Source organism: Estrella lausannensis, from assembly GCF_900000175.1.
Classification (GTDB): domain Bacteria; phylum Chlamydiota; class Chlamydiia; order Chlamydiales; family Criblamydiaceae; genus Estrella; species Estrella lausannensis.
This window is the reverse complement of sequence record NZ_CWGJ01000012.1, coordinates 195,754-219,343: the sequence shown is the minus strand read 5'-3', so window position 1 is coordinate 219,343 and position 23,590 is coordinate 195,754. Positions and strand designations below refer to the sequence as shown.

Genomic DNA, 23,590 nt, shown 5'->3' with positions numbered 1-23,590 from the left:
GTGGTTTGCGATCTGTCTATCACGAGAAATTACTCTCTATCCAAAATCAAATTTAGAGACGCATTCGGTATAAACGCAGTGCCGTAAACTCTGTTAACTAATGCGAACGGCAGAGCGTAAGTTTATTTTTTTACATGAATTCAAGTTGTGGCCAAGGCGCCAGGATTTAAACAACTATACACTGCCGGGTGCCGAAGGCTCGGTATTCTGTAAAGTTTTTCAAAAAATATACAAAAGTTGAAGCAATGACGCATCTGGATCATTTAGAAATAGAAGATAGAGAAAAACTTGCAGCAGAACAAGCTTGCCAAGCTAAAAAGCTTGACTCTTCGTCGCAAGAAGAGCTTAAAAGAGAGGAAAGTGCAACTGAATCTCACACGAAAGAGCAAGAAGAGTTAAACTCAGACCCTGAAGAATGTCCCATGAAAGAGCAAGAAGATCATCACAAGGCGGAAGGCGGTCAACTTTGCGAGGCTGCAAAGAAAGAGCAGGCAGCTTTAGCTTCTCTGGAATCACCCGATCAAAAGCTTCAGGTTATCATCGAGAAAATGGAAGCCGCCCTTTCTCAAGGGGGGACCCCCAATTTTAAGCTGTTCTGGGATCTTAGGAAGATTTGTCTCGAAATTTTTAAAGAAAATGTCACTCCGGCGCAGCGTGCGGTTTCCTGGGCAAGGTACAGGGAGTTATCCAAAGAGGCAAAGAAGCTGAAAGACCTTTTTGATGAGCAAAGTGCATTTGCGGTAGAGCAGATTGACATCGCTGTTAAAGCTCTGGAAGCAGATCTCGACACATTTGCAGAACATGTGGAAAAAACGGCAGAAGTTGATTTGGGAGCTATACCAAAGAGTTTTGAGTCCAAAAGGGATGCCTATGCCTCTATCCAGAAGAAGCTGTCACTGTTAAATGCGCATGCCGCCCGTGTTAATACGCTCCGGAAAGAGCTGATCAAAACTGAGATGAGGATCAAGCACAAAAATAACTTCTTTGAAAGACTCTCCAAAGTGGGGGATAAGATTTTCCCTCAGAGAAAAGAACTCATTAAGGAAGTGAGCGATAAGTTTGAGGAAGATGTGTCTGCTTTCGTGGATATGTTTTTCGGAGGCAAGAAAGAACACATTCCTACCTATTATCTCAGGGATGATATCAAGCACCTGCAAAACCTGGCTAAAATTCTCACTCTGAACTCTCAGGCTTTCTCCGAAACGCGCAATAAGCTGAGCCAGTGCTGGGATCATTTGAAAAAAATGGACAAGGACAGGAAGAAGGAAATTCAGTCCAAGCGGGAGTCTGTAAAGAAATCTACCGAAGAGTCGCTCAGCAAAATTGAAGCAATTTCTCTTACATTCAAAGAAAGCCAGATCTCTCCGGCCGAGTGCCTCGATAAGGCAGAAGAGGTGTTTAAAGAGCTTCGTTCTTTAGACCTCGGAAAAGACGAACTTAAAATGATCAAGGAAAAGCTCTCATCCCTTAAGAAAGAAGCTCAGGACAAAATCCGAGAGAAGCAAGATGAGAAGATGCGGCATGAAAGAGAGAAAGCTCTTAAGCATCAAGAAGCTGTTTCCGAAGTGGTCAAAGCTGTGCAGAATGCGTTTGAGACAAAAGAGACTCAAACTACGGAAGAGCTTAAGACTGCTGTCGAAATGTTAAAAGAACAAGTCAAGGATGTGATCGGTGCTTCTCAAAAAGAGGCCCAAGATGCCATGAAGAAGCTGAGAATGCTCGGCGACTACATCAGCGAAATGGAAGAAGATTCCCTCCTGCAGTTGTCTGGAGAGGGCGGCGATTCTTTAAAAGCGCTTCGCGAAGTCCTTGAACAGAAACGAAAAAGACGTTCTGAGATTAAGGCCGGAATGGAAAAGCTCCGTAAAGAAGCGGGCGTCTCCGGTTTCGATATCGAAAAAGCACTTGCCCAGCAAGAGCAGATTCATATCGAGAAAGAGCGTCTTGAAAAAGCGGACAGAGCTATCGAGGAGCTGGAAGAGAAGATCGAAGGTCTCAAAGCCAAACTTAGGCAAGACAAGGCTAAGTAGCGATTTCTCGGCTTGAGTGCGTTTCCAATCAGGGGGCAGGAGTGCTGAATGTTGTTTTTTGCGACTTAGACAAAACGCTAATCTCAAAAAACTGCAGCTTTGGGTTCGGAGTTTATCTCTTTAAAAGAGGAATTCTCACCCTGCCCAAAGCTTTTCTTTTAACTTTGCACTATGCCTCCTTTTCAATCGGCTTTCTTTCGGCCAGATCGCTCCATCAAAAAAGTTTTGCGCTGCTCTTCCGGGGTAAGCGTAAAATGCAGATTGTCAAACTGGCTGAGGACTATATAGAGACCGAGCTCCTGCAGCATGTTTTCCCTAGAGTCGTTGAAGTTTTAACGCGCCTGAAAGAAGAGGGCGGTACTCTGCACCTCTTGTCGACATCCCCTGATTTCTTAGTGGATATCTGTGCCCGTCGGTTAGGTTTCGATTCCAGCTTCGGAACAGAATTCCTTACCTCTGCCGATGGTGTATTTGAGAAAGTAGGAGAAGTGCTGGACGGTGAGCAGAAGGCGGAGAAGGCCGAAACAATCGCCTCGCGCGAGGCTTCCCCAAAGAAGACGTACGCTCTAAGCGACTCGCTCCACGATCTAAGCTTGCTCCGGGCCGTCAATCACCCAATCGCTGTCAATCCATCCTCCCGTTTACGTCGTGAGGCTCTGAAGCGGAGTTGGCAAATACTTGACCCATAAAGGGTTGATATTCTCTCTGTGCTTTAAAATTTTTTCTTTTCACGCATCTGAATCTGTTAATAGACTCGGATGGTTGGTGACTTGCAGTCTACCGATACCGAAGTATTCCTAACTAAAGGCCAAAATTTTGATAGGCTTTCGGTATAAATCGCTCTCTATTTCTTGTTTTTATTTTTCCGCCCCCTTAATTTTAGCACGATCAGCTATAGAATCAGGGAGGCTCCATGACTAATCCACGCTTCAAGGCTATTCTCAGGCATGGCGACATCATCGCCGCCACTAAAGAACTCCCTCCGGGACAACTTCCTTCCGAAAGTTTTGGTAAACGGGTTTTTAACCGTTCCGTCATGCAGAAAATGCTGCCGAAAGAGGTTTTTCAGAATGTCATCGCAGCCCAAGAGGGCCGCGAGAAAATTAAAAAGGAGTTCGCTGATACGATTGCAGTCGCGATGAAAGAGTGGGCCCTAAGTCATGGCGCGACCCATTTTTCCCACTGGTTTCAGCCCCTGACAGGACTTGGAGCGGAAAAGCATGATTCCTTCATCGAATGGGCCGAACCCGGCGTTGTCATCGAGAAGTTTTCGGCAAAACAGCTCATCCAGGGAGAGCCCGATGCCTCCTCCTTTCCAAGCGGAGGCTTGCGTACAACGTTTGAAGCAAGAGGATATACCGGTTGGGATCCGACATCCCCGGTTTTTCTTTGGAAAGCAGGGGACGGAATTACCTTGTCGATCCCTTCTGTCTTTTTTTCATGGACGGGCGCCGTCTTAGACAGCAAAATCCCGCTCCTGCGCTCTGATAGAAAAATTAACGATGCGGTGCTCAGGGTTTTGAAATTGACGGGAATTGAAGCGGGGTTTGTTTTTTCAACCCTTGGAATGGAGCAGGAATACTTCGTCATCGACAGGAACTTTCGCAACCTAAGGCCAGATCTAGTTTTGCTCGGCCGTACTGTTTTAGGGGCTCCTTCGCCCAAGGGACAGGAGCTTCAGGACCACTACTTCGGTGCTGTTAAGGACCGGATATTAAGGTTCATGCGTGATTTTGAGCAGGCCGCGTTCGAGCTCGGCATCCCCGTTAAAACTCGCCATAATGAGGTGGCTCCCGCGCAGCATGAAGTGGCGCCGGTATTTGAAAAAGCCTCTCTAGCCATCGATCATAATATCCTTCTTATGGAGATCATGCGGCAGGTGGCCACCAAGCACGGGCTTTGTTGCCTCCTGCACGAGAAGCCGTTCCATAATATCAACGGTTCCGGTAAGCACTGCAACTGGTCGCTCTCAACAGACACCGGAATCAACCTGCTGGATCCTACGGATACTCCGGAAAATAACCTGCACTTTCTGATCATTCTGACAGCTATTCTGCACGCTATCCACCGCCATGGAAAGTTGCTGAGAGCTGCTATCGGGTCGGTTTCAAACGACTTCCGCCTGGGCGGGCATGAAGCCCCCCCTGCGATTTTGTCCGCATATGTCGGCAGGGAACTGGAAGCTTTACTGAAAAATATTGAAGAGAAGGGGTGGCACAAAAGCTCTAAGGGAAGCGACAGCTACGATCTTGGCCTCCATGTGATACCGGAACTCAAGCAGGACAATACCGACCGCAACCGCACCTCTCCCTTCGCCTTTACAGGAAACAAATTTGAGTTCAGAGCGGTCGGCTCTTCGTTTAACGGTTCCCTGCCGATCACTGTCTTAAATGCCTGTGTCGCCGACAGCATCAATGAGATCATGGACGAGATCGAAAGAGGAAGCAGCAACAAGAGAAAACTCAATCCAAAGGAGCTGCTCGAGAGCGTGATGCCGGTGCTGCGAAAATACATCAAGGCATCAAAAGCCGTACGTTTTGAAGGAGATAATTATAGCCTCGCCTGGGCTAAGGAGGCTAAAAAACGGGGTTTGCCCAATATCGCCAAGTCCCTTTACGCCTTTGATGCGTTGACCGAAAAAGCAACGCAAAAAGCTTTCACAGATATTCTTCGCAAAGAAGAGCTTAATTCCCGCTACGAAATTCTGACGGAAATCTACGGGCACACCCTCAACATCGAAGCAAAAACAATTGTCGACCTTTTTGATACCGAAGTGCTGCCGGCAGTCTTTGCAACGATTAGGGATCTCGCCGAAGCCATTGAAGAGCAAAAAGATCTTCTCGGCAAGAAAGCGGCTTCCAGGCAAATGGCTAGGTTGAAAGAGATCCACGATCTTGTCGAGAAAGGAATCAATCTGGTCGACAGGATTAAGATCCTCCGGGAGGATGCCGATTCTCTTGCCGGCTTTGAAAGAAGTAAGGAGCTTTTGGAAGAGGTGTTCCCCCTTTGCCTTGAACTCCGAGGGATCTCCGATAGTTTGGAAGCTTTGGTGGATGACAGGCATTGGCGGCTGCCGAAGTACCGTGAAATTCTGTATATGGTGTAGAAAAGAGTGCGCGTTGGGGTATTTGGGGGATCGTTCGATCCCCCACATCTTGGACATTTATCGATCGCTGAAGAGGTGATGGAGCGTCTCAATCTTGATGAGGTGTGGTTTATTCCTGCCAATACCTCTCCCCACAAGTTAGACGCACCCCCTGTCGATCCAACACACAGGATGCGGATGCTCTCTTTGATGCTTGAAGGGAGGCGGGGATTCAAAGTCCTCGATATCGAACTGAAAAAGCAGCCGCCCTCTTATACGATCGATACGCTGAGACAGCTCAAGCAACACTATCCCCATTTTGATTTTTACCTCATCATGGGAGATGATGCGGTGCAGGGGTTTTTGAGATGGAAAGATCCCGAAGAGATTGTTAAGCTTGCCCGCCTCGCCATCGTCAGAAGAGGGGCGTTGGAAGATATCTCCTTTCTGCAATCTAGCCCGCAAGTTTTAGCCGCAGTTAAAAATGGATATTTAAAAACTTCCCTTTACCCGGCGTCGAGTACGAGTATTCGGAAGTTGGTTAGGGAAAAGGGAGATTTTTCCCGCTTCCTTACTCCGGAAGTATCAGAATATATACGCCATCACAACCTGTACTCCGGCATCGAGGTAAAGCCTCGGGATTGAACAGGCAGAGGGGCCTCATCTCTCAAATTCAGGGAGCGAATCTTACCGAGACCGTCCCGAAATTTGGCTCTTGGCAAAGAGAAAGTCTCTAAGATTGAAAGATTGTTTTTGCTGTTAGGAGACTCATACCCATTTAATCTTGGAGGCTTTCTCAAAGACCCCATGCCCAATTTTGAGACGTTTTCGGGATGTAATTTCAGTTTTAGTACAGGGGTTTAGACATGGATTTGGATGACTAAAAGGTGGGGGAGTGGTAATATTTTACTTAACTCCGAAGGGGATTTCCCACAGGAGCCGGGTTCTTTTGAAGATTCATTATGAAGGGCAAAAGGTGCATGGATTCAATTGAGTTTCTCAACTTGATCGCACAGACAGTATATGATAAAAAGGGCGCTAATATCTTAGGGTTAGATATTAGAGGACTCTCGTCTCTTACCGATTTTTTCATCATCGCAGAAGGGGGAGTGGATCGTCACGTCAAGGCCATTGCCAACACGGTCAGGGAAGAGGCGCTTAAAGTGGGTATCCATCCGATTATGGTCGAGGGGGAAGAATCTGGTGACTGGTGCGTGCTGGATTTTGGCGAGGTGATAGTTCATCTCTTCGTCCCCCAGCAGCGCCTGAAATATGCGCTGGAAGAGCTTTGGTCTGAAGGGAAAATCGTCGATCTTAAGATCGAATCGCTACCAAAAGTGTCTTAAAAAGTTGAGTGTTGGCACCAAGAGATCTCCCAGGATTAAATGCTCTTTTGTTGCTAAATAAATGCGATGCGGAGTTGATTCTTCTCTTCCGGACGCGAGGCTTTCTGAAGCGGAATTTTGAGACGGTTTCGGTTTAAATGAGTTTAAGAAGGTGTTTTTAGCCATGGGCAACGTTAAAAACACCCTCTAAAATTCATTTAATTAGAGGTATATAATGACAAAAAAAAGGATCGTCGTGACCGGACTAGGAGTAGTCTCATGTCATGGAAACGATACTGAGCAGTTCTATAACAGCCTGCTCGAAGGAAAGAGCGGGGTGAAGAAGATCTCAGGGTTTGATGCTTCTTCGTTTCCGACCCAGATTGCCGCAGAAATTACGGGATTTGATCCCGGCGACCTGATTGACAAAAAGCAGGCACGACGAATTGACAAATTCATTGCCTACGCGATTGTTGCCGGAAAAAAAGCACTCATGTCCGCTGGAATTTCCCACGAGAGGCTGGATCGCTTAGACAAAGAGAGGGCCGGCGTCATCATCGGCTCTGGAATGGGAGGAATGGAAAGGTTCCATGAAGGTGTCGATTCGCTGATCAATAGGGGCTGGAAGAGAGTATCGCCCTTCTTTATCCCGTATGTGATTACGAATATGGGTTCGGGGATGCTCGCCATTGACCTTGGGTTTATGGGTCCAAACTACTCCATTTCGACAGCTTGCGCGACCGGTAACCATTCCATCATCGCGGCGGCCAATCACATACGCAATGGCGAAGCGGATATCATGCTTGCCGGGGGCGCTGAAGCGGCGGTTTTGCCGATTTCTCTGGCTGGATTTTGCGCCTGTAAAGCGCTCTCTGAAAGAAACGATGAGCCGGAGAAGGCATCGCGCCCTTGGGACAAGGGGAGGGATGGCTTTGTCTTGGGCGAAGGTGCAGGAGTGCTTGTTCTGGAAAGTTTGGAGCATGCCCTGAAGAGGGGAGCGCCTATCCTGGCGGAATTCTTAGGGGGCGGGATGTCTTGTGACGCCCACCACATTACAGAACCGAAACCCGACGGGCTGGGAGTAAAGCACTGCATCCTCCATGCACTTAAAGAGGCTCACGTGACACCCGATGAGGTGGATTATATCAATGCCCATGGCACATCAACACCTCTTGGCGACATGGCTGAGATCGGGGCGATGAAGCGTATATTTACAAATCCCGGCAAAATAGCCGTCAACTCCACCAAATCCCTGATCGGCCACGCGCTTGGCGCGGCAGGAGGATTGGAGGCGGTGACGTCCGTTCTTGCTATCCACAAGAAAAAAATTCATCCTAGCTTGAATCTTGTCGATCCGGAAGATGGTATAGAATTCCATATTCCTAGAACTGCGGAAGAATGGGATGTAAATATCGCGCTCTCCAACTCCTTTGGATTTGGCGGGCATAACGCCTCGCTTGTCTTCGGGCGCTATCGCTAAGACACCCGGTTCCTTCCTCCGGTAGGAATCAATAGGCGAACAAGCGTGAATGGATTGGTTTTTGGGCAGCGTCGGCTCTAAGCTGAAGTTGTATGCTTCGTTCGCTGAATTGGCCTGTTTACCCGGAAATATTTTCAGCGTATTAATCCACTATGCTGAAATTTTTTTCCGGGTGTATGGGTCGCAATTCAGTAGCAAACTATCCATAACCTATAGTACTGGCTCTTAGAGACTGCCCGCAAACTCAAATCATGCGATTTTAGTTTGCGGGCAGTCTCTTATGCCTAACAAGCCGGTCATCCGGTAGCCAGGTTGTTTGCCGCACAATCAATCCTTTCTGCACTTGAGGGGGTTTTTGCCATTTGGAGTACCGATGAAAAGCCTCTTGTATATTACGCTATTCGCTCTCCCTTTTCTTTTAACCCTCCTTAACATCCAACTCCAAAAAAAGAGCGTTTCCAGGAACTATTTTCTAAACACTCTCCTCGTCTATTTTCTTTTTTTTCAGGTTGGCATTCAGGCGATCTGCACGGGATTAATCCAGATATTTTGGGGAGAGGGGGAGTGCCGGAGCATGGATAGATGCTGGAGCCCTTATCTTATGGAGGTGGGGATGATGAACCTCTCGTTTGGGGTCGGCGGGATTATGACGTATTGGCTGCGCGGATCTTTTTGGGTTGCCATTGGTGGAGGGTACGCTCTTTACCTCATTCTCTCGGTCATCGCCTATAGTGTCGAGGTGTTGGTGGTCAAAGGGGAAGGGCTCTTTTCCATGAGGCTGAAGGCAGTGTTGGATTTGGCTTCCGCATTCATATTGTTTTATCTAATTTTCAGAAGACCTGCTGAAAAGGGAGGATTGGGGAAATGAGGTCTGAGAGATCCTTTGGAATTATACCTGTTTTGATCATCCGAGAGAGAATCAAGATTCTCTTGGTGCACCACAAGTCGGGCGGACACTGGGCTTTCCCTAAGGGGCATGAGGAAGTGGGTGAAGACCCCAAAGCGACCGCGGAGCGCGAGCTAATGGAGGAAGCCGGCCTGTTCGTTAAGAAGTATCTTTCCGAGGAGATGTACCAAGAGAGCTATCTGATTCAAAAAAAAGGTGAACCTATCGAAAAATCCGTGGGCTATTTTTTAGCAGAAGTCGGTGGAGAAGTTAAACTTTGTGAGGATGAACTATTTGGTTATGTCTGGCTTGCGCCTGACGAGGTCGACGGGTTTCTCACCTATAAAGAAGCAAAAAGAGTGTGGGCCGGTGCCCTTAGCGCTCTTCAGAAAGTCCTTCCCTAGACCAGCCCATTTCTTAACTTGATCGCCTTCCAGGCGTCCTTGACTTCATAAAACTCTTCTAGCGAGCGCGCCATCAGGAACGGATTGGTCTTCGATTCCATATAGAGTGTGCTGCTTGGACGGCAGCCATAATCGTGCCCTGGCCAGACCGTGGCTTCAGGGGGGAGGAGATGCAGCATTTTTTGAAAGCTATCGTACTGTTTTTGAGCGCTTTCCTTGTCTTTGGTTCCTCCAATTTTTCCGACAAAAAGATGATCACCTGTGAGTAAGACGTTGTAGTGTGGAATGAAGTAGACCAGGTGATCTTCACTGTGGCCGGGTGTGTGGAGCGCCTGGAGGGTGAAATCACCGACTGCGATTTGAGTTAAGTCTTTGATTCCGATGTCTTTTTGAGAGTCTGATCCTTGCCAGGCAATAATTTCTGCGCCGGTCAGCCGTTTGGCGATGGTGTTACCGAAAGTGTGATCGTAGTGGCTGTGGGTGTTGATGATAAAGAGAACCTTAAGCTCTTGCGCTTCCGCACGTCTGACGATAAATTCCGGACGGAAGGAAGGATCGACAATCACCGCTTCCTTGGCTTTTCTGTCTCCGATCAGATATCCGAAATTGCGATCTCCTGCCGTATCGATCTGTTCAAAAATAAATTGCATGGCGACCTGGATGGATGAAACATTATCAATATTTTTTTTACGGAAAAATGAAGGTAAAGTCTATAACTAAAATTAAGCGGGAAAAGGAAGCTTTTCAGGGAAATTTTGATACAAGAGTCCATTCCAATAAAAAAATCAGTCAATTTACTGAGCCTCAGGGGACAAATTAAGCATTATTTTTCATTCAAAGCCCGGGAGCATTGGCTGAAAAATATTGCTTACCAAGAACTTGAAGCCAACCCTGCCAGTCTTTTCGGCCGGTGGCGGGCAGCAGAGTGAGCTTTTTCCGTTCTTAGAAAACTTGAAGAGAGAAGATTTGAAATCTAGAGAGGATGCATATGGAGCCGATCAATTCCTTCGCCGAGCTATACAGGGTATTAAAGGGGTACAAAGAGAATCCAAAGCTTTTGGCTTATCAGACTGATAGTGGCTTTGAGCCTGTCTCCAGCAGTGAAATGCTGGATTCGATCAAGTATTTTGCTCTGGGTTTAAAACAGTTAGGGATAAAAAAAGGGGATATGATCGGCATATTAGCCGGTTCGTCACCCAGATGGACCATAGCCGATATCGCGATAGCTATCTCAGGAGCCGTCTCGATTCCGCTTTTTGCCAATATTTCTCACGAGAATTACGAATTTGAAATGCGGCAGACGGAGATGAAGTACCTGATTGTCGCAGGTAAAGAGCAGTGGGAGATGTACGAAAAGCACAAAGAGCTGATCGAAACGACAATCAACCTCTATGACGAAGAAGTTCGTCATGAGGCGCATCGCTTCTCGGAAATCATTGAGCAGGGTAAGGCCCTCGAGGAAAAGCAGCCCCAGCTATTCGAGGAGATGCTGGATATGGTCAACCCCAACGATTTGGCCTCCATCGTCTACACAAGCGGATCGACAGGGATGCCCAAAGGGGCGATGCTGACCCAGAAAAATCTTCTGGCCCACGCGCATTTTGACCCCTTCTCCTTTGACAGGGATTCCGACCTCTACCTCAATATTTTGCCCCTTGCGCACATCTTTGGGAGAACTGTCAATTATATTGTTTTAGCCAAAGGCATCTCGACCTTTTACTTGCGGGATATCAAAACTGTGGGGAAAGTCTGCAAGGAGCTCCATCCGACGATGAGCGTGTTAGTGCCGCGCTTACTGGAAAAAATTTACGCCAAAATGCTTGCCAATGTTCAGAACGCGGGTTTTTTGAAGAGAACCTTGGGGCAGTGGGCTTTTGATCTTGCCAACAGTGAAGATGACAGCAGCCTCTATAAGCAGTTGATGCATCCTATCGCCGATAAAATTGTCTATTCGGCCCTAAGGGAGGCACTAGGAGGCAAGTTCCGCGTGATTTTGACAGGGGGCGCCGCACTAAACCCACACCTCTACCACTTCTTTTTAGACATCGGATTGCCTATCTACGAAGGGTGGGGAATGACGGAAGCGTGTCCTGTAGGGTTGAATCTTCCGGGCTATTTGAAAATCGGCTCGGTCGGCAAAAGCCTGCAGGGGATGGAAGTGAAGCTAAGTCCCGAAGGGGAGATCCTTGTGAAGGGGCCTTGCAAAATGCTGGGCTATTACAAAAATCCTGAAGCCACCAAGAGGGCGCTTGACAGCGAAGGCTGGTTACACACTGGTGACAAGGGGAAAATCGATGACGAGGGATTTGTCTATATTATCGGTCGGATGAAGGAGCTTTTCAAACTTTCAACCGGGAAATTCATCGCACCGGTTCCCATCGAGCAGATCTTGACAAAAGCTCCATTGATCGACATGGCGATGGTGGTAGCGGAAGGAAGAAGCTTTGCTACAGCGCTTCTTTTCCCCGACCATGAAGTGTTGAACGCTTTGAAGAAGGCTCATGGAAAGGAGAGTGCATCAGACGAGGAGTTTTTAAGCTCCGATTTTGTGAAGCAGGAGATGAAAAGGCTTCTTGAAGAGTTGAATAAACATGTCAACCACTGGGAAGAGGTGCGTGACTTTCGATTCATTACGCAACCGCCTGCCATCGAAACGGGAGAACTCACTCCGACGATGAAATTGAGAAGGGACTTTGTTAGCTTAAAATATAAAGATGCGATTGAAAGCATGTATCAGGTAGAGCCGGGAGCGGTAGACGGAGATTATGGAGGGTAACGATTTATGGAGCGTATAGCAGTAGTCGAGGGTGTGCGAACCCCCTTTTGCAAGGGGGGCGGAAAATTAAAGGACATGGAGGCCGACGATCTTGGGGCATTTGCCTTAAAGGAATTGATAGCGCGTTCGGGCATTGATCCGGCTCTTATAGATGAAGTGATTATAGGAAATGTCTTGCAGCCACCGCACGCAACCAACATTGCGCGGGTTATTTCAGTGAAAGCCGGTGTTCCCGAAAGCGTTCCTGCTTATACGGTGAACAGGAATTGTGCATCGGGAATGGAAGCGGCGGCATCGGCATATCAAAAGATGCAGCTGGATATGGGATCTATTTTTGTGGCGGGCGGCGTTGAGTCGATGAGCAACTTTCCGGTACTCATCTCCAAGCAGTACCGCGACTGGCTTTCGGCTCTTGGCAAAGCCAGGACAATTAAAGATAAGCTGCTTCTGCTCCTAAAATTCAGGCCCCATTTCCTGGCTCCCGATACACCCAAGATCGCCGATCCTTTGTGCAGCATGACGATGGGTGAGACGGCCGAATTGTTATCTCGCGATTTCAAGGTCACCAGAAAGGAGCAGGATGAGTTTGCTTTGATGAGTCATCAAAGGGCCTCGGAGGCTAGGAAAGCCGGAAAATTTAAGGACGAGATCGTTCCGATCCCTCTGCCTCCCAAGTTTGATAAGATGTTGGATCAAGATGATGGCGTCCGGGAAGGCCAGACTCTGGCCGATCTGGAAAAACTCAAACCTGCCTTTAATAAGCTGACCGGATCCGTCACTGCCGGCACGTCAAGCCAGGTGACCGATGGCGCTGCCATGCTTTTGCTCTGTAAGGAATCTGAGTTGCAAAAGTTGGGTAGGAAACCTCTCGGTTACATTAGCTGCTTTACGGAAGTAGGACTGGATCCAAGAAGGATGGGGCTCGGTCCCGCCTTTGCAATCGCCAAACTTCTTAAGAATTCAGGAAGGCGTCTTGAAGAGTTTGACCTGATCGAAATCAATGAAGCTTTTGCAGCCCAGGTCGTCGCCGTTGAGAAGGCGCTTGCGTCAGAGGAATTTGCCAGAAAGCAGCTTAAACAGGATAAGGCTGTCGGCGTCATCGACAGGTCACGTCTGAACGTCAATGGTGGGGCTGTGGCGATCGGTCACCCCTTGGGAGCTTCCGGGGCTAGGTTGATCATCACCTTACTTAGGGAACTTAAGCGCCAAAACAAAAAGCTGGGACTTGCCTCTCTCTGCATTGGCGGGGGACAGGGACAGGCTTGCATTCTGGAGGTTGAATAATGGGAAAGTATTTTGAAAAGTCCGTGAAAGCGGACGTGGCGACGCTTTGGTTCGACTACCCGGGAGAAAAGGTCAATAAAATCTCCCCTGAGGTGCTGGAGGAGCTTGACACACTGATCGGAGAGTGTTCCGGAGAGAAGTTGAAAGCCCTCGTTATCCGGAGCAAAAAGGAGGATATTTTTATCGCCGGGGCCGACCTGAAAACCTTCGAGGCGGCTTTTGGAAAAATGGAGATTGCAGAAAACCTCATTGAGAGAGGACACGCTGTTTTCAACAAGTTGGAGGCACTCCCTTTTCCCACAGTAGCCGTGATCGACGGCGTTACTTTAGGGGGAGGCACGGAGCTTGCGCTCGCCTGCACTTTCCGTATCGCAACCGATAATCCCAAGGTGCAGATCGGACTGCCGGAAGTCAATCTGGGCATATTCCCAGGCTGGGGAGGAACACAGCGTCTACCGCGCATTATAGGGCTTGAGCAAGGGGTGATGATGATCATCACCGGAAGATCTGTCGATGCCAAGAAGGCTTTTAAGCTGAAGCTTGTCGACAGCCTTGTTCCCAAAGAGTTCCTGGATGAGTATTTAAACCGGTTTGTCGAAAAGGTATCTGCGAAAAAGGGCAGGGATGACATTTTATCTAAGAGGGGAGCGACAACTTTCCGTAGCTTTTTGCTGGAAAAAAACCCCTTCGGCAGGGTCTTTTTCTTTGATCAGGCTAAAAAGGGGATCATGGAGAAGACCAAAGGGTTCTATCCGGCCCCTCTGATCGCTCTTGACCTGATGAAGAAAACGGCGACAGTGCCTTTAAAAAGAGGGCTGGAAGAGGAAGTTCGCACCTTCAAAGCGTCACTGAGAGATAATCAGCAGATTGCTAAAAACCTGATCGACATCTTTTTTGCCCAAGAAGAGATCAAGAAGAATGCGGGGGCCTACGAAAAAGTTGAGGCAATGCCCATTAAAAGAGCCGGTCTTATCGGTGCAGGGACAATGGGGGCAGGAATTGCTTATGTCATCACTAAAAAGGATATTCCGGTCAGATTCCGCGAGATCAACCTGGAGGCGATGGGAAAAGGCTACGCCCATGTTTCTCAGCTGATCCACAAGGAAGTGAAAAAAAAGAAGCTGACGAAAGAGTTGGGGGTGCGCCAGTTTCATCATGTATCGGGCGGGTTGGATCTGTCAGGATTTAACCAGGTGGATATTGTCATCGAAGCGGCCCTCGAAAACATCGACATCAAAAAGAAAATTTATGCCGAGCTGGAGAGTGTGCTAAGGCCCGATGCGATCATCGCAACAAATACCTCTACCCTGATGATCGATAAGCTGGCCGAAGGGATGCGCCACCCGGAGCGGCTTATCGGCATGCACTTTTTCAATCCTCCTGAAAAGATGCCGCTGGTCGAGATTATTAAAGGCGAAAAAACGGCTCCCGTTGTTGTCTCGCCGGCCGTTGAATTTTGCAAGAAACTGGGGAAAACTCCGCTTGTGGTGAAAGACTGCCCCGGTTTCTTGGTCAACCGCATATTCGCCGCTGCCGCCAACGAAGCCGGATGGCTTTTGCAGGAAGGGGTTCCGATGAAGGAAATCGAAGAGGCAATTCTCTCCTTCGGCATGCCGATGGGCCCATTCACCCTCGCCGATGAAGTGGGCAATGACATTGCCTACAAAGCCTTCCATGTCATTGAAAATGCCTACGGTGAACGGATGAAGCAGCCGCAGATGGCGCAGCTCATGGATGAGAATAAGCTCCTTGGCAAGAAAACGGGCGAGGGCTACTACATCTGGACCAATGGCAGCGGCAAGAAGGAAAACCCCAAAGTGCAGGAACTTCTTGTCAAAGCGGGGGGTAAAAAAAGAGAGTCGAGCAAGAAAGAGATCGAGGAGCGCTTTGTGTTAGCCATGGTTAACGAGGCCTCGCGCTGTCTGGAAGAGGGAATTGTTCCCTCCAGCAGGCATCTCGATATGGCCCTGCTCTACGGAATCGGTTTTCCTCCTTTCCGTGGGGGGCTTTTAAAATATGCCGACACAATAGGCTCGAAAGAGATTGTCGACAAGCTGCGGCGTTTCGAGATAGATCTCGGACGGCGATTTCAGCCAAGTCCCCTCCTTTCGGAAATGGCAAAATCAGGCAAGGGTTTCTACAGCCCTTAAAAGGTTGGATAGAAGGGGCGGAACCCTGCCCCCTTCTATCTTCTGTCTAAAACAGCCATCGTCAGGCGGCTGAAGGAAACGAGTTCGTCTTGTTCGTTGTGAATTTGGATCTGCCAAACCTGGACGGTGCCGCCCAAATGAAGCGGCTTGGCCGTTGCTGTCACCAGGCCATCGCGTGCCATTTTGAGGTGGCTGGTGTTTAAGTCGAGGCCGACTGCAAATTTTTTTTCGCGGTCTACGGTGTAGTTTGCGGCGATGCTGCCGACAGATTCGGCAAGGCTGGCTGATGCGCCCCCATGCATGATGCCATAGGGCTGTTTGGTGAAGTCGACAACCGGCATTGTTCCCCTTAAAAAATCGTCTCCTACCTCCGTGAGTAAGATGGAGAGGTGGCCTACCATCGTGTTTTTATAGGATCGGTTGAGCTCTTCCAGGTCAATTTTCGATTTCCAAATCATGCTATCTCTGTGGTGTTGAATCAAGGCGCGTCACCAATTAATGAATGACTTAATTCAACAACAAGTCCGCATTTAGATCTATACCGAAACAACTTGAAGAATTGGTCTTTGGCTTCGTCGGGTTTATACCGAAATTGTCTCAAAATTTGGGATGTGGGCTTTGAGAAAGCCTCGGGATTGAATGATCGCAAGTCACCTCATATTTCTAATATTAGATGACTTTGTATCTTTCAATCGCGAGAGGCTTTCTCTTTGCCAAAACCAATTTTTGAGGGAATTGCGGTATATCACCTTGTGAAGCAGCAAAGCATGCTGATTTGAGTTTTGAGCGAGGCTCTTAAGCGTTTTGGGATACTTCCCATTCATCTTGAGGGGCAGGGCTTTTCTTTTCGATCTGGCTACCCATTCTTAGAGCCAGGTACAGCCAGATGAGGCCTGCGGCAACAAAGACTGTAGCAAAGAGATAGACACGTACCGAAAGGGTTAGCGAAGACCCCATAAACGATGCGACTGTTGCTAAAACCAGTCCGATCTTGGCGTAGACGAGATCGACCCAAAGCTTGGCGGTGAACCGCTTTTTTGGTTCATAGAGCATGAAAATCATCTCTTTCAGGCAGAGCAAAATCGGATAGGATACGGCGGTGAAAAAAATCTGGTAGCCCGAACCGACCGCAGCGCTCTCAAAAAAAGCCTGAATAGATCCTAGCTCCCGGAGGGAGTGGGAGAAATGGGGGTTGCTGAACAGGTTAAAAAAGATCAAGCTGAACCCGATGATGAGCGAGACAAATACGACACCGGAAAAGATGTTTTTCCAAGCCCGGCCGCCTCTTTTTTCCAGGGCGATCAAGACAAAGAGCAGGAACACAACATCGAGCAGCATACCGAGTGAGCGCAGGCCTTCGAAGGCGGTCAAAAAGTGTGTGTACTCCTGCGGTGCCGGATATTCCAGGGATCCCTTGGAGAACCAAACCGATTTATTCAGCTGATAGATGAAAGCGGTCGCCAAAACGAGCCCTCCCTGCCAAAAGAGACCTCGTGGGAGAGTCGTTTTGCCAGTTTCCTTGCTTTCATGCGACAGCTCTTCCGCACGGCTCCTCCAGAGCCATTCGAATAGTCCGAGAGAGAGAAGAGAGAGCACCACGGTTGCGACTCCCGCGAAAAAGATTTCCTCATCAGTCGGCAGCGGAGCTTGAATTTGCCTTGCCGGGACAAAAAGGATCGGAATGATGATACCGGCAATTGCGAAGAGCGGATAGGCTAAAAATGCCTCTTTTAGGCTGATGAACCGGTTCATGAAGCTGTAGAGAAAAAGGATGATCGTCGAAGGCCAGTATGACAGCGTCAGATAGAAGCTGACGGGGATCCAAGAGAGTGTTTTGTCAGCGATCCTCTCTCCCGCTTTGGGGCTATGTAGGTAGAGCGGGATGAGGTAGAAAAAGTAGAGAATGGCGCCCGTAAGAGCAATTCCAAACATGATCCTGGTGACATTCTGCAGGTCAAAGCGTGTACTCAGCATGATCAGCACGATTGTCGCAAATGAAGAGAAGAGCAGGCGGCCCCATCCCTTGCACCAAAGCAGCAGATCCGGGGAGGAGTTTTCGCAGAGGTAGAGGATCGATTCGGGCATGCCCAAGGTAAGGATATTCATCGTCAGAGCGGCAAGCAGCGCTCCCGCGAGGGGAAAATAAAATGTCTTTATCGAGAAAGTCATTGTTTTTCGGGGTTAATTGTAAGTCAAATAAAATATTTTACCACAACTCTATTAATTGTTCAATTCTCAAAAACGATACTTTCCTTTTCTTTGCTTTTTATGTACTGAAAGAAGGTGAGTGTAATTTATTGTGGATAAATTATCTATACAATAGAATGTGCGGTTAAAAAAACACTTTGCTGATAGGAGCAATATGAGTACAGACACAAGAATATCGCCTGCCGTATCACCAAGAGAAACCCATGGACTCCCCGAATTAACTTCGGAACATGCCTTCGTTCCCGAGGGTACAATCGCGGCAATAACCACCGCATCCGAAGTTCTTGGCGCTCCAAATCAGACTTCCACAGCAAATCTGTCCGGCCGAGTTGATACGGTCGAGGATTGGAGTGCTCTTACCCCTCTTTTCGGAGATATCTCCTCTGATTCTGATAATGAGGAAGTACCGGTGAAGACTTTAAAAGAATCGATAGCTTCTCAAAAGAAATCGAAAAGAGTTTCATTCCCTGAACCCAAATCCACCGCGCCTACAGCGACCCGGGTGAGGGCAGGATCCGACTCCACCAAGCCAACTGACTTTACTCCTCCTTCAAAAACAGCAGATCAGGAGTCTAAAAAGACAGAGAAATCGAAATTGGGTACGGACGAAATCGAGATCACCAGCTCCTTTGATGTCGAGGTAGAACCTGAGTCTCTCTCCGGTGAATTGAAACTGGAGAAGAAATCTTCCGGTAAAACAACGAGCAAGTCCGATACCGTTAGCGTTTCGGAAGAGGATTCAGTTGAATTGACCGCCTCATTAACAATTCCTGTCGCTGCGAAGAAAGAGGAAAAGAAAACCGATAAGTTGGTTGTCGCCGAAGAATCCTCCGGTGCGACTAAATCATCGACCGATGCCTTGGCAGGATTGGAACCTGCAAAAATCGAAGAGCATGGTGCTTTGTCCGGTTCTGACGATGAGCTGGATGAAACCCCGGAAATCGAGTTGACAGCCAGCACGAAAGCCCTAGACAAAACTGCTGCAAGCACTACTGAATCGACGAAGAAGATAGAGACCCCAAAATCGTCATCAGCTTCGGCTACCGATGAAGAATTGGTTGAAGAGGGCGGCAGCGAACATGATGCGGAGAAGGTGGATTCCAAGTCCACTACCAATTCAGCCAAATTGGCCAAAACGCCGGATTCAACATCTTCGGAAGATTCGGATTCAGAAGAAAACATCACGACCTCTGCCCCTCATGGCAAAAATGCGAAGAGTTCGCTTTCTGAGACAGAAGATGACTCAGATGTTGACAGCGACGATGTTGATGATGTCGATGGCACCGATTCGACAGATGGGACTGATGAAATCGAATCGCCAAAGGCAGGCAAAGGTGCTGACGATGCCGCACAGGAGAAGGTATCGCTCATTGGAACGATCAGCTCTGTTGCTTTAATCGTCTTGGGCATCCTCGGCACAGTCTTTGCCGGTGTTGCTTATGCGACTAGCACGGCTATCTTAGGAACAATCTTCTGGACTGTTCTTGTATCCGGCGGGATCTCGGCGCTTGCTTTTGCAGGTGGAGGGTATCTTCTCTACAGAAACGTTTTCCAAAAGAACTAGTTTCTTTAGCTGATAGGGCGCCGCTTTGTAAAACAAGCGGCGCCTTTTTTTTTGTCTTCATGTCTTACTTAACGACTGTCCACAAACTGAATTTGGCTATATCCCAAATCTAGTTAAGCTTTCGGTAAATAGTAATCAACTATCCGAAAAGTTCCTCGAGTGCAGGACCTGCAAGCGACTCTTACCTCACAGCAAATCCTATAGTATTCCCAGAATACCCCACCAGATAGCGCCGAGGCCCATCCAGATGGCAAGATTGACGACGCTGGCGATGATTCCTGCTCTCCACCATGCTTTAACATCGACAAAACCTGCTCCGAAAAGCAGCGCTGCAGGTCCCGAGGTGTAGTGTGTCAGGGCGCCGAAGAGGCTGCTGAAAAAGCCCAGAACGAGCGCGGCAAAAAGCGGGGGAGTCCCGATGGTCAGTGCAATGCTTAGGAAAGTGGCGTAAAGCGCCGTCACATGGGCCAGGTTGCTTGCGAAGAAGTAGTGGGTATAGAAGTAGGACAGTGAAAGGAATAAAAATCCCATTTTCCAGTCATAGCCGATGACCAGGTGCGACAGCTTTTCTCCCATCCAATCGGTAAATCCCTGCTTGGAAAGCTGGGAGGCAAGCATTAAAATGGTGGCAAACCAGACGAGAGTTTCCCAGGCGCTTGACTCTTTTTTTACGTCATCCCAGGTGAGTACCCGTGTTAAAAGCAACAGGGCGACACCCGTTAGAGCGGAAGCAGCAGGCTTGATACCGATCTCTTTGGCAAAAGCCCAAAGAATAATGGTCGATATGAAAACCCCGAGCATTGTCCACTCATCTCTTTTCATGCGCCCGATTGCTTTCAGTTTCTCTCGGGCCAAAGCAGGGGCGTTTTTTGAATCCTGGATCTCAGGAGGCATCAGCAGATACATCAGAAAGGGGCAAACAGCCAGTGAAACGAGTCCGGGAACGGCGGCCGCTATCGCCCATCCGCTCCAAGTGATTTCAACTCCAAAATCACGTGACAGGTCGGCAATCAGGGGGTTGGCCGACATGCTTGTTAAAAACATGGCTGATGTGATGCAAGAGCCCTGAATGGCAACTTGAGTCAGATAGGCTCCGATGCGCTTTGAGGAAGGGTCCTTTGGTTTGCTATGAAAAATCTCTGCGAGAGACTCCAATATCGGAAGAACGACGCCTCCGGTGCGGGCCGTGTTGGACGGAATGGCAGGCGCGAGGACAAGATCGGTTGCCAAGATGCCGAAGCCGAGTCCAATCGGGTGCCCCCCCAGGAGAGACATGAAGAGGTAGCTGATGCGCTGACCAAGACCGGTCTTGATGAATCCGCGGGCGATGAAATAGGCAAGTACGATCAGCCAGGCAGACTCCGAGCTGAAGCCCGAGAAGGCCGATTCAAAAGAGAGTGTTTTAGTGACGATCAAGCTCGAGAGGCTGAGCAGGGCGATGCAGCCCATGGGCAAAGGCTGCAGGATGACTCCAACGATGGTGGCGACAAAGACGGCGAATAAGCGCCACGTTTCTAACGCGAGTCCGTCGGGAACTGGAAAAAGGGCAATGGCGATTCCTAGCGCGAAGATAAATAAGAGTTGAGCAATGTTCATATAGTTGCCTTTTGGAGAAGTTATAGGCTTGTTTAATTTTAAGGGCCTGTCCTAAAACTCAAATCAGTATGCTTTGCTGCCGAATTAGGTTATAAGCTCCTAAAAAACTTTCACCATATTGGATTAATATGCTGAAATTTTTTTCGAAGCTTATAACCTAATTCGGCAAACAAATCATACGATTTCATTTTAGGACAGGCTCTAAGAGCCTGTTAACGGATTTGGATTCTGTCGATTTCGGTAATTTGCATCGAATCGGCGGCAAGGGAGCCGCCTTTTAAAGTGATCGTCCTCGAACACTCGTTAGCAAGCTTGGTGCTGTGGGTCACTATGATGCAGGCTTTGCCTTGTGCGGCGAAATTGAAGAGCATACGGTGTATGGCTGCAGAAGTCTCTTCATCTAAGTTGCCGGTGGGTTCATCCGCGAGGATGATCGAGGGGTTGTTTAGGAAGGCGCGGGCAATAGCGACACGCTGCTTTTCACCTCCCGATAGGAGCTTTGCGCTGTAGTCCTTTCGCTCGGTAAGCCCGACAAGTTCAAGAAGCTCTTCCGCCCTTTTGTAGGCATCTGTCCCGCGGCCAGTCGCCACTCGTGCAATGGCGGCGGGAAAAAGGATGTTTTCCATGACTGTATAATCTTCAAGAAGATGGAACGACTGAAAGACAAAGCCCAGCTTTTGGCCTCGGATGCGCGATACATTCATCAACGAAACCGCTTCGTCGTCGATGAAAAGGGAGCCTGAGGTGGGTTTTTCGAGAGTGCCTAAGATATTCAGTAAAGTGCTTTTGCCCTCTCCTGACTTTCCCACGATCGCTATGGTCTCACCTGGATAGACTTCAAGGTTGATTCCTTTTAAAACTTCCAGACGTCTTGGCTTCGCAAAGGTTTTGTGGATCTCGCAGGCTTTTAGCAGCGGTGTTTGTATGCTCATGCAGTTACTCCGCCTTGAGGATTTCCGACGGTTTAAGCAGGCAGGCCTTGCAGGCGGGAACGGTGCCTGCGATCAGCGAGATAAAGGCTGTGGAGAAAACGACAAAGAGAAGAGCTTCAACACTGAGTTCACTGGGCAGTGCTTCTCCGTAGATTTGAGGGTTGAACATCTCATACCCCTGCATTCTTGTGATCAGGGCAATCAGGGAATCGAGATTGTTCAATGTCAGGATGGCAAGTGAGATGCCGATTATCGAGCCGCTGATCCCCAGAAAAATTCCTGTCGCACCGAAGATGGAGGCTATGCTTAAAGATGTCGCTCCCATGGATCTCAAGATACCGATCTCTGTCTTTTTGTCGTTGACCAAGATGATCAGCATGGAGACGATATTGGAGCAGGCCACAATTAATATGATCACTGCAAGCATGGTGAATAAATTTTTTTCACTCTGGAGCTGCAGGATAATGTCTTTGGCGTAGTCATATTCTTTATAGGTCTCGACCCGGAAATAGGGGGTGATGCCCTGGGCCTGAAATCGGGCTAAGATTTCTTCTTTGACGTGATCTGCTACTGCGATGTCGGTTAAGTTGACCCCGATGCCGGTCGCCTCGTGCCGCATATCATCGGGCACGCTTGCCTGAAGCAGGGAGACGACTTCTTTGCGGGTTAAGATGAAGCGCCCGCCTAGCGGGATGATTCCCGGATCGTAAAAGCCGGCCACGATCACAGGCATTTTTAGCTCGCGCGGTCCGTCGGCACTGGGGGCAAAGTAGTTTAGGTGGCCCCTGTCGCCCATTCGGACGCCGCTTTCCTTAAAAATTTTAGGTACTAGTATGGCCTCGGGCGCTCTTTCTCCGTAGGTTGCCAGGCTGTCCCTTAAGATGGAGTGTTCTTTGGAGAGTTCGAAAAAGAAGGGATTGGCCAGGGTACCTGAAGTGCCGGATTTTTGCTTTTCTAAGAGCTCTTCCCAGCTGCTCAAGCGCTTTTCGATAAGCGGCTGGTTCGCGTGCAGCCATGCACCGTCTGGTGTTTCAAAACCGTAGGAGAAAGAGGTCATCAGGGCTCTGATGTCATCTTCTTTGGGCTTAAGAATGACCTGGGTGTTTTCTACGCCGCTCCCTTCAAGAGAGCCGACATAGACGTTTTGATTGAGAAAAGCAACCGTATCCTCGTCTTCGCTAGCTCCCCTCCGAAACATCTTCAGGGACATTGCTGAGACAGCTTTTTGATACTCATAGGGCGTGGCTTCCCGAACTTTGTCGATTTCCCGGAAGGCGATTTGGATGAGATCTTTTAACGAGCCGGAGGCATCGAGGTCTGGTTTGGGGAAGTGGGCGGGGATCTCCTGATCCCATTCGGGGTCGTAGGGATCTGCCTTCTCAGCGATCAGCTTTTCTCCTAGCGTCTTGGGTGCGTAGTTTGAACCGGAGCTGATGGAGTCGGCCAGGTAATAGTAACTTTGATAGTAGGCGTCTGTGGGGACTACTCTTACAGGGGCAGAGAGGGTGATCAGTTTGGCGACCCAACCTTTTTCCAGCCCCCAGGATATAGATAGAAAGACGACGACAAGCCATACGACAAGAGAGATCACCAGCACTGATATCATGCTGATAATGGACACCGAGAGCTGTCTGATATCCGGTTTGATGTATTTCAGGGCAACCGACAGCTCAAAGAAGCGCATGGTCTGCTTATTTTGTCTCTTTAAATTCTACGTGTTCCCTAACGATAGGATCGTACTTCTTTAGAGTCAAGCGATCCGGTGTTTGGGTTTTGTTTTTCATTGTGTAATAGTGGAAGTTGCTCTTGGAGCTTTTCAGTTTAATTTTTTCTCTTTTGCTTGCCATACTGGTTTTACCGCTTAGTCTTT

The 23,590-nt window shown here is 48.6% G+C and carries 19 protein-coding genes; 12 read left to right on the top strand and 7 right to left on the bottom strand.

What is annotated here, in order from left to right; genetic code table 11:
* Positions 1 to 245: 245 nt before the first annotated feature.
* The 8 genes from ELAC_RS05955 to ELAC_RS05920 all read left to right on the top strand — a co-directional run bounded on the left by ELAC_RS05955 (position 246) and on the right by ELAC_RS05920 (position 9,210).
* On the top strand, positions 246 to 2,030 hold the full coding sequence (locus ELAC_RS05955) for a hypothetical protein (RefSeq protein WP_143406452.1): 1,785 nt from the start codon (positions 246 to 248) through the stop codon (positions 2,028 to 2,030).
* Positions 2,031 to 2,071: 41 nt separating this feature from the next.
* Positions 2,072 to 2,719, top strand: coding sequence for an HAD family hydrolase (locus ELAC_RS05950; protein ID WP_158227819.1), 648 nt, complete (start codon positions 2,072 to 2,074; stop codon positions 2,717 to 2,719).
* Between the two features lie 224 nt (positions 2,720 to 2,943).
* The gene (locus tag ELAC_RS05945) at positions 2,944 to 5,136 is read left to right on the top strand and encodes a glutamine synthetase III family protein (protein WP_098038368.1); all 2,193 of its coding nucleotides are present in this window, start codon (positions 2,944 to 2,946) and stop codon (positions 5,134 to 5,136) included.
* Positions 5,137 to 5,142: 6 nt separating this feature from the next.
* Positions 5,143 to 5,760, top strand: a complete 618-nt coding sequence (gene nadD, locus ELAC_RS05940) for a nicotinate (nicotinamide) nucleotide adenylyltransferase (protein WP_098038367.1) — start codon at positions 5,143 to 5,145, stop codon at positions 5,758 to 5,760.
* 335 nt (positions 5,761 to 6,095) lie between these two features.
* Positions 6,096 to 6,461 carry a ribosome silencing factor gene (rsfS, locus tag ELAC_RS05935; protein ID WP_098038450.1) on the top strand — a complete coding sequence of 122 codons (366 nt, stop codon included), beginning with the start codon at positions 6,096 to 6,098 and terminating at the stop codon, positions 6,459 to 6,461.
* Positions 6,462 to 6,675: 214 nt separating this feature from the next.
* Positions 6,676 to 7,920, top strand: coding sequence for a beta-ketoacyl-ACP synthase II (gene fabF / locus ELAC_RS05930; RefSeq protein ID WP_098038366.1), 1,245 nt, complete (start codon positions 6,676 to 6,678; stop codon positions 7,918 to 7,920).
* 373 nt (positions 7,921 to 8,293) lie between these two features.
* Positions 8,294 to 8,788, top strand: coding sequence for a DUF6790 family protein (locus tag ELAC_RS05925; protein WP_098038365.1), 495 nt, complete (start codon positions 8,294 to 8,296; stop codon positions 8,786 to 8,788).
* The gene (locus ELAC_RS05920) at positions 8,785 to 9,210 is read left to right on the top strand and encodes an NUDIX domain-containing protein (RefSeq protein WP_098038364.1); all 426 of its coding nucleotides are present in this window, start codon (positions 8,785 to 8,787) and stop codon (positions 9,208 to 9,210) included. The genes ELAC_RS05925 and ELAC_RS05920 overlap by 4 nt, the downstream gene beginning before the upstream one ends.
* On the opposite strand, the gene ELAC_RS05915 is transcribed toward ELAC_RS05920, so the two are convergent.
* Positions 9,207 to 9,860 carry a hydroxyacylglutathione hydrolase family protein gene (locus tag ELAC_RS05915; RefSeq protein WP_098038363.1) on the bottom strand — a complete coding sequence of 218 codons (654 nt, stop codon included), beginning with the start codon at positions 9,858 to 9,860 and terminating at the stop codon, positions 9,207 to 9,209. The genes ELAC_RS05920 and ELAC_RS05915 overlap by 4 nt on opposite strands.
* Before the next feature lie 338 nt (positions 9,861 to 10,198).
* Here ELAC_RS05915 and ELAC_RS05910 point away from each other — a divergent pair, with 338 nt between their 5' ends.
* From ELAC_RS05910 to ELAC_RS05900, 3 genes are read left to right on the top strand one after another with little or no spacing between them, the layout of a single operon-like run.
* On the top strand, positions 10,199 to 11,986 hold the full coding sequence (locus ELAC_RS05910) for an AMP-dependent synthetase/ligase (protein WP_158227818.1): 1,788 nt from the start codon (positions 10,199 to 10,201) through the stop codon (positions 11,984 to 11,986).
* 6 nt (positions 11,987 to 11,992) lie between these two features.
* Complete coding sequence (locus ELAC_RS05905; protein ID WP_098038361.1) at positions 11,993 to 13,270, top strand: thiolase family protein; 1,278 nt, start codon at positions 11,993 to 11,995, stop codon at positions 13,268 to 13,270.
* Entirely contained in the window at positions 13,270 to 15,420 is a 2,151-nt protein-coding gene (locus tag ELAC_RS05900) for a 3-hydroxyacyl-CoA dehydrogenase NAD-binding domain-containing protein (protein ID WP_098038360.1), read from the top strand. Before ELAC_RS05905 ends, ELAC_RS05900 begins: the two co-directional genes overlap by 1 nt.
* 35 nt (positions 15,421 to 15,455) lie before the next feature.
* Here ELAC_RS05900 and ELAC_RS05895 read toward each other — a convergent pair whose 3' ends face one another.
* Both ELAC_RS05895 and ELAC_RS05890 read right to left on the bottom strand, forming a co-directional pair.
* The gene (locus ELAC_RS05895) at positions 15,456 to 15,878 is read right to left on the bottom strand and encodes a hotdog fold thioesterase (RefSeq protein ID WP_098038359.1); all 423 of its coding nucleotides are present in this window, start codon (positions 15,876 to 15,878) and stop codon (positions 15,456 to 15,458) included.
* Positions 15,879 to 16,215: 337 nt separating this feature from the next.
* Positions 16,216 to 17,589, bottom strand: coding sequence for a hypothetical protein (locus ELAC_RS05890; protein WP_098038358.1), 1,374 nt, complete (start codon positions 17,587 to 17,589; stop codon positions 16,216 to 16,218).
* A 193-nt stretch (positions 17,590 to 17,782) separates the two neighbouring features.
* On the opposite strand from ELAC_RS05890, the gene ELAC_RS05885 reads away from it, so the two are divergent.
* Positions 17,783 to 19,192 (top strand): DUF308 domain-containing protein, encoded by a 1,410-nt coding sequence (locus ELAC_RS05885; protein ID WP_098038357.1) that lies wholly within the window; start codon positions 17,783 to 17,785, stop codon positions 19,190 to 19,192.
* 198 nt (positions 19,193 to 19,390) lie between these two features.
* Here ELAC_RS05885 and ELAC_RS05880 read toward each other — a convergent pair whose 3' ends face one another.
* The 4 genes from ELAC_RS05880 to rpmG form a co-directional block, all read right to left on the bottom strand.
* Complete coding sequence (locus ELAC_RS05880; RefSeq protein WP_098038356.1) at positions 19,391 to 20,788, bottom strand: anion permease; 1,398 nt, start codon at positions 20,786 to 20,788, stop codon at positions 19,391 to 19,393.
* Between the two features lie 212 nt (positions 20,789 to 21,000).
* On the bottom strand, positions 21,001 to 21,720 hold the full coding sequence (locus tag ELAC_RS05875; protein WP_098038355.1) for an ABC transporter ATP-binding protein: 720 nt from the start codon (positions 21,718 to 21,720) through the stop codon (positions 21,001 to 21,003).
* 4 nt (positions 21,721 to 21,724) lie between these two features.
* Positions 21,725 to 23,404: an ABC transporter permease gene (locus ELAC_RS05870; RefSeq protein WP_098038354.1), complete on the bottom strand. Its 1,680-nt coding sequence runs from the start codon at positions 23,402 to 23,404 to the stop codon at positions 21,725 to 21,727.
* A gap of 7 nt (positions 23,405 to 23,411) precedes the next feature.
* Positions 23,412 to 23,567, bottom strand: a complete 156-nt coding sequence (rpmG, locus tag ELAC_RS05865) for a 50S ribosomal protein L33 (protein ID WP_098038353.1) — start codon at positions 23,565 to 23,567, stop codon at positions 23,412 to 23,414.
* Positions 23,568 to 23,590 lie beyond the last annotated feature (23 nt).

Excerpts from the sequence above, each read along its gene's own strand:
- ELAC_RS05870 (WP_098038354.1), bottom strand. The coding sequence starts at position 23,404 with ATGCGCTTCTTTGAGCTGTCGGTTGCCCTGAAATACATCAAACCGGAT.
- ELAC_RS05915 (WP_098038363.1), bottom strand. The coding sequence starts at position 9,860 with ATGCAATTTATTTTTGAACAGATCGATACGGCAGGAGATCGCAATTTC.
- ELAC_RS05945 (WP_098038368.1), top strand. The coding sequence starts at position 2,944 with ATGACTAATCCACGCTTCAAGGCTATTCTCAGGCATGGCGACATCATC.
- ELAC_RS05875 (WP_098038355.1), bottom strand. The coding sequence starts at position 21,720 with ATGAGCATACAAACACCGCTGCTAAAAGCCTGCGAGATCCACAAAACC.
- ELAC_RS05955 (WP_143406452.1), top strand. The coding sequence starts at position 246 with ATGACGCATCTGGATCATTTAGAAATAGAAGATAGAGAAAAACTTGCA.
- rsfS (WP_098038450.1), top strand. The coding sequence starts at position 6,096 with ATGGATTCAATTGAGTTTCTCAACTTGATCGCACAGACAGTATATGAT.
- ELAC_RS05880 (WP_098038356.1), bottom strand. The coding sequence starts at position 20,788 with ATGAACATTGCTCAACTCTTATTTATCTTCGCGCTAGGAATCGCCATT.
- ELAC_RS05885 (WP_098038357.1), top strand. The coding sequence starts at position 17,783 with ATGAGTACAGACACAAGAATATCGCCTGCCGTATCACCAAGAGAAACC.
- ELAC_RS05895 (WP_098038359.1), bottom strand. The coding sequence starts at position 15,878 with ATGATTTGGAAATCGAAAATTGACCTGGAAGAGCTCAACCGATCCTAT.
- fabF (WP_098038366.1), top strand. The coding sequence starts at position 6,676 with ATGACAAAAAAAAGGATCGTCGTGACCGGACTAGGAGTAGTCTCATGT.
- ELAC_RS05890 (WP_098038358.1), bottom strand. The coding sequence starts at position 17,589 with ATGACTTTCTCGATAAAGACATTTTATTTTCCCCTCGCGGGAGCGCTG.
- ELAC_RS05910 (WP_158227818.1), top strand. The coding sequence starts at position 10,199 with ATGGAGCCGATCAATTCCTTCGCCGAGCTATACAGGGTATTAAAGGGG.
- ELAC_RS05925 (WP_098038365.1), top strand. The coding sequence starts at position 8,294 with ATGAAAAGCCTCTTGTATATTACGCTATTCGCTCTCCCTTTTCTTTTA.
- ELAC_RS05905 (WP_098038361.1), top strand. The coding sequence starts at position 11,993 with ATGGAGCGTATAGCAGTAGTCGAGGGTGTGCGAACCCCCTTTTGCAAG.
- ELAC_RS05900 (WP_098038360.1), top strand. The coding sequence starts at position 13,270 with ATGGGAAAGTATTTTGAAAAGTCCGTGAAAGCGGACGTGGCGACGCTT.
- ELAC_RS05920 (WP_098038364.1), top strand. The coding sequence starts at position 8,785 with ATGAGGTCTGAGAGATCCTTTGGAATTATACCTGTTTTGATCATCCGA.
- rpmG (WP_098038353.1), bottom strand. The coding sequence starts at position 23,567 with ATGGCAAGCAAAAGAGAAAAAATTAAACTGAAAAGCTCCAAGAGCAAC.